General features: G+C 62.5%; 5 protein-coding genes. All 5 read left to right on the forward strand.

All coding sequences use genetic code 11. From position 1 onward, the window contains the following. Positions 1–610: LLM class flavin-dependent oxidoreductase (locus tag VHD36_11030; GenBank protein ID HVU87845.1), on the forward strand; the 610-nt coding region annotated here is incomplete at its 5' end. Between the two features lie 13 nt (positions 611–623). Then, positions 624–1,751 (forward strand): LLM class flavin-dependent oxidoreductase, encoded by a 1,128-nt coding sequence (locus tag VHD36_11035; GenBank protein ID HVU87846.1) that lies wholly within the window; start codon positions 624–626, stop codon positions 1,749–1,751. Continuing rightward, positions 1,748–2,914, forward strand: coding sequence for a thiolase family protein (locus tag VHD36_11040; GenBank protein HVU87847.1), 1,167 nt, complete (start codon positions 1,748–1,750; stop codon positions 2,912–2,914). The genes VHD36_11035 and VHD36_11040 overlap by 4 nt, the downstream gene beginning before the upstream one ends. Before the next feature lie 4 nt (positions 2,915–2,918). Then, positions 2,919–3,329 (forward strand): Zn-ribbon domain-containing OB-fold protein, encoded by a 411-nt coding sequence (locus tag VHD36_11045; protein ID HVU87848.1) that lies wholly within the window; start codon positions 2,919–2,921, stop codon positions 3,327–3,329. A gap of 10 nt (positions 3,330–3,339) precedes the next feature. Then, a partial coding sequence (locus VHD36_11050) for a CoA transferase (GenBank protein ID HVU87849.1) occupies positions 3,340–3,753 on the forward strand: 414 nt, incomplete at its 3' end.

Below are 3,753 nucleotides of genomic sequence, written 5' to 3' on the forward strand. Positions count from 1 at the left end.
GGTCTGGTCCGAAACCACGCCGTTCGATTTTTCCGGAAAGTATTTCGATCTGAAACACGTCGGCGGCAAGCCGAAACCGTGGGGCGACTCGCGGCCCTTGTTGATGAGCGCCGGGTCGTCTCCCGAAGGCCGCGCCTTCGCCGCGCGCCACGCCGATTGTCTGTTCATGGTGATTGGTGACGACTCAAAGCTTGCTGCCGAGATCGCCACCCTGCGGGCGGGTACGTCCGGCATCGGCGTGTTCGCCAGCGGCCACCTCATGTGCCGGGCAACGCCGAAAGAAACCAAGGAGTATTACCATTACGTGGTTCACGAGAACGGCGATTGGGAGGCGGCGGAAGCGGTGATCCGAAAACGCATCGCCGGCGACGGGCGCTCGCTGCCGCAGGAGCGCCTGCGCGCCATGATGGAACGCTTCATCAGCGGTGGCGGCACCTTTCCGGTCATCGGCAGCTATGACGAAGTGGCGGCGACGTTCAAACGTCTCGCCGATGCCGGCCTTAACGGCATGGCGATCGCCACCGTGAACTATGTGCAGGAAATGCCGATCATTCGTGACGAAGTCCTGCCGCGGCTCGAACGGCTGGGCCTGCGCCAGCCATTGCGCTAGCGATATGACATCAATGCCGCCTACGACCCGCACGACGCGCATGCAGAACGCGAACCGCTTCAAGCTGGGGCTGTTCGGCATGAACTGCTCTGGCTCGTTCGCGACCACCGCCCCGGAGCGCTGGCAGGCAGGCTGGGAGGAAAATCTCGAGGCGGCCCGGCTCGCCGACGAAGCCGGTCTGGAGTTTCTGCTGCCGATCGCGCGCTGGCTCGGCTATGGCGGTCAGACCGACCGCCAGGGCACTACCTTTGAGACCTTGTCGTGGGCGTCGGCACTCCTTGCCGCCACCGATGAGATCGTCGCTTTCGCGACCATCCACGTGCCGCTGGTGCATCCGGTGTTCGCCGCCAAGTCGATTGTGACCGCCGATCATGTTGGCAGTGGGCGCTTCGGCATCAATATCGTTTCGGGCTGGAACGTCGAGGAGTTCGCGATGTTCGGCGTGCAACTGCGCGACCACGACGAGCGTTATGCCTATTCGGCCGAATGGGTCACGATCCTCGATAAAATCTATGCCGAAACCGCGCCGTTCGATTATCACGGCAAATATTTCAGCCTTAAAAACGTCGAGGGAAAACCGAAGCCATGGGGCAACGGGCGGCCGCTGCTGATGAGTGCCGGTTCGTCACCGGCCGGCCGCGCCTTCGCGGTGAACTACACCGACTGTCTGTTCATGGTGATCACGGAAGAAGACACCATCGCCTCAGATGTTGCGCAGGTACGTGCGGTCCCCGGCGCTGACAAATGCGGGCTCTATGCCAGCGGCCACCTGTTGTGCCGGCGCACCGCCAAAGAAACCGAGGAATACTACCATTATCTGGTGCGCGAGAAGGGCGACTGGGAGGCCGCGGAGCAGATCATCGCCAAGCGCGCCGCGGGCGGCTCGCAATCGCTGTCGCCGGACATCATGCGTCGGATGAAGGAACGCGTGATCGGCGGTGGCGCGACCTTTCCGGTCATCGGGAGCTACGATGAGGTCGCGGAGAAATTCCTGCGTCTGTCGGAAGCCGGGCTCGACGGCATGGCGCTCATCCTCGTCAATTATGTGCAGGAAATGCCAATCCTGCGTGATGAAGTCCTGCCGCGCCTGGAACGCTTGAAGCTCCGCGCCGGTCATAAGACATCGGAGACACGGTCATGAATGCGCTGCGCGACAAATATGCCATCGTCGGCACCGGGAAGAGCCGGCTCGGCCAGGTCGGCCTCAATTCACTGGCGCTTCTGGAAGAAGCCATCAAAAATGCGCTCGACGACGCCGGCCTGACCAACAAGGACGTGGACGGCGTGGTGGTGCGCGGCCCTGACGATGTCTATTCGCATCACCAGCTGGTCGCCGCGCGCCTCGGCATCGACGTCAATTTCAGCACCAGCCTCGACAATGGCGGCGCCAGCCAGATTCTGGCGATCATCCTCGCCGTTATGGCGATCGAAGCAGGGCTGGCCACCACCGTCGTCTGCGGCTACGGCCGCGACAGCTGGACGCGCACGCACTCCGAGGGTCGCGGCCATGCACAGAACGATCTCATTCCCGCCGCGCAGCGGCCGCGGGAGCACGGTCCGGAGTTCGGCCATTTCGGGGCGGTATCTCAGCACGCCTTTGGTGCCCGACGCCACATGTTCGAATACGGCACGACGCGAAAAGACTTCGCAGCGATCGCAACGGCGTTTCGCGAACATGCGCTACGCAATCCCGACGCCGTCATGAAGAAACCGCTGACCATTGACGACTATTTCAAGGCGCGGCTGGTGGTCGATCCGTTCGGTTTGTTCGACTGCAGCCTGAACAGCGATGGCGCCGGCGCGGTGGTGGTGACCTCGACCGAACGCGCCAAGTCACTGCGGCGCAAGCCGGTGCTGATCAAAGGATTTGCCACACACAACAACACCAAGGGCTGGATCGAAGAGGACCACATGCTGTCGACCGGTGCGGTCGAGAGCGGCGCGCGAGCATTCAAAATGGCGGGCCTCGGCCCCAGGGAAGTCGACACCGCGCAGATCTATGATTGTTTCACCTACATGGTGCTCACCCAGCTCGAGGATTACGGCTTCTGCAAGAAGGGCGAAGGCGGAGAGTTCGTGCGCTCCGGCGCGTTGCGGCTGGATGGTGCGCTCCCCACCAACACGTCAGGGGGCCAGCTCTCGGAGGCCCACATCGAAGGCATGCTGCAGATCGTGGAAGGCGCACGACAACTGCAGGGCATTTACGCCACGGACCGGCAAGTCCCCGACGCCGAGATTGCGCTGATCAGCGGTCACGGCGGCAACCAGGTTTGTCATTCGACTCTGATACTGGGAAGGGCGTGACGCCATGGCCGATTACAACAAGCCGGTACCCGTTCCGTCGCAGGAATCGAGGCCCTATTGGGACGGATTGCGCAAGCAGAAATTGATGATGCCGCACTGCGATAACTGCGGACGCTTCTGGTTTCCGCCATCGCTATTGTGCCCGCACTGCAATTCGGCGAAGTCGACCTGGACCGCGACCGGCGGCCGCGGACGCATCTTCAGCTACGTCGTCTATCACCGCGTCTATCATCCGGGCTTCGCCGACGAGGTGCCCTACACGGTTGCCGTCATCGAACTCGACGAAGGGCCCCGCATGATCAGCAACGTGATCGGCATTGCTCCCGAAAAGGTCGAGTGCGATATGCGCGTCGAAGTTGCTTACCAGCCGATTACGGAAAAGATTACGCTCCCCAAGTTCAAACCCATCGCGTAGGCGCCCTGCCATGTCCCCTGGCGCTCTTGACGGCATCAAGATCTTCGAATTCGCGAGCTACGTCAGCGGCCCCTATGCGGGCATGCTGCTGGCCGATCTCGGCGCAGAGGTCGTCAAGGTCGAGACGCCCGACGGCGGCGATCCTTTCCGGATGTGGGGCAAGACCGACTACAACGGCACGTTCGGCTCGATGAACCGCAACAAGAAGAGCGTGACGCTCGACTTGAAAACCGAGACCGGGAGAGCGGCGGCGCGTAAGCTCGCGCTTGGCGCCGACGTCGTTATCGAAAACATGCGCGCCGGCGCCATGGAGCGATTCGGCCTCGGCTATGAGGCGCTGGCCGCCGACAACCCGCGTCTCGTCTATTGCTCGATCACGGGCTTCGGTTCGCAAGGCCCCTATCGCGAACGCCCGGGCTACGAC

The organism is Pirellulales bacterium (assembly GCA_035546535.1).
Classification (GTDB): Bacteria; Planctomycetota; Planctomycetia; order Pirellulales; family JACPPG01; genus JACPPG01.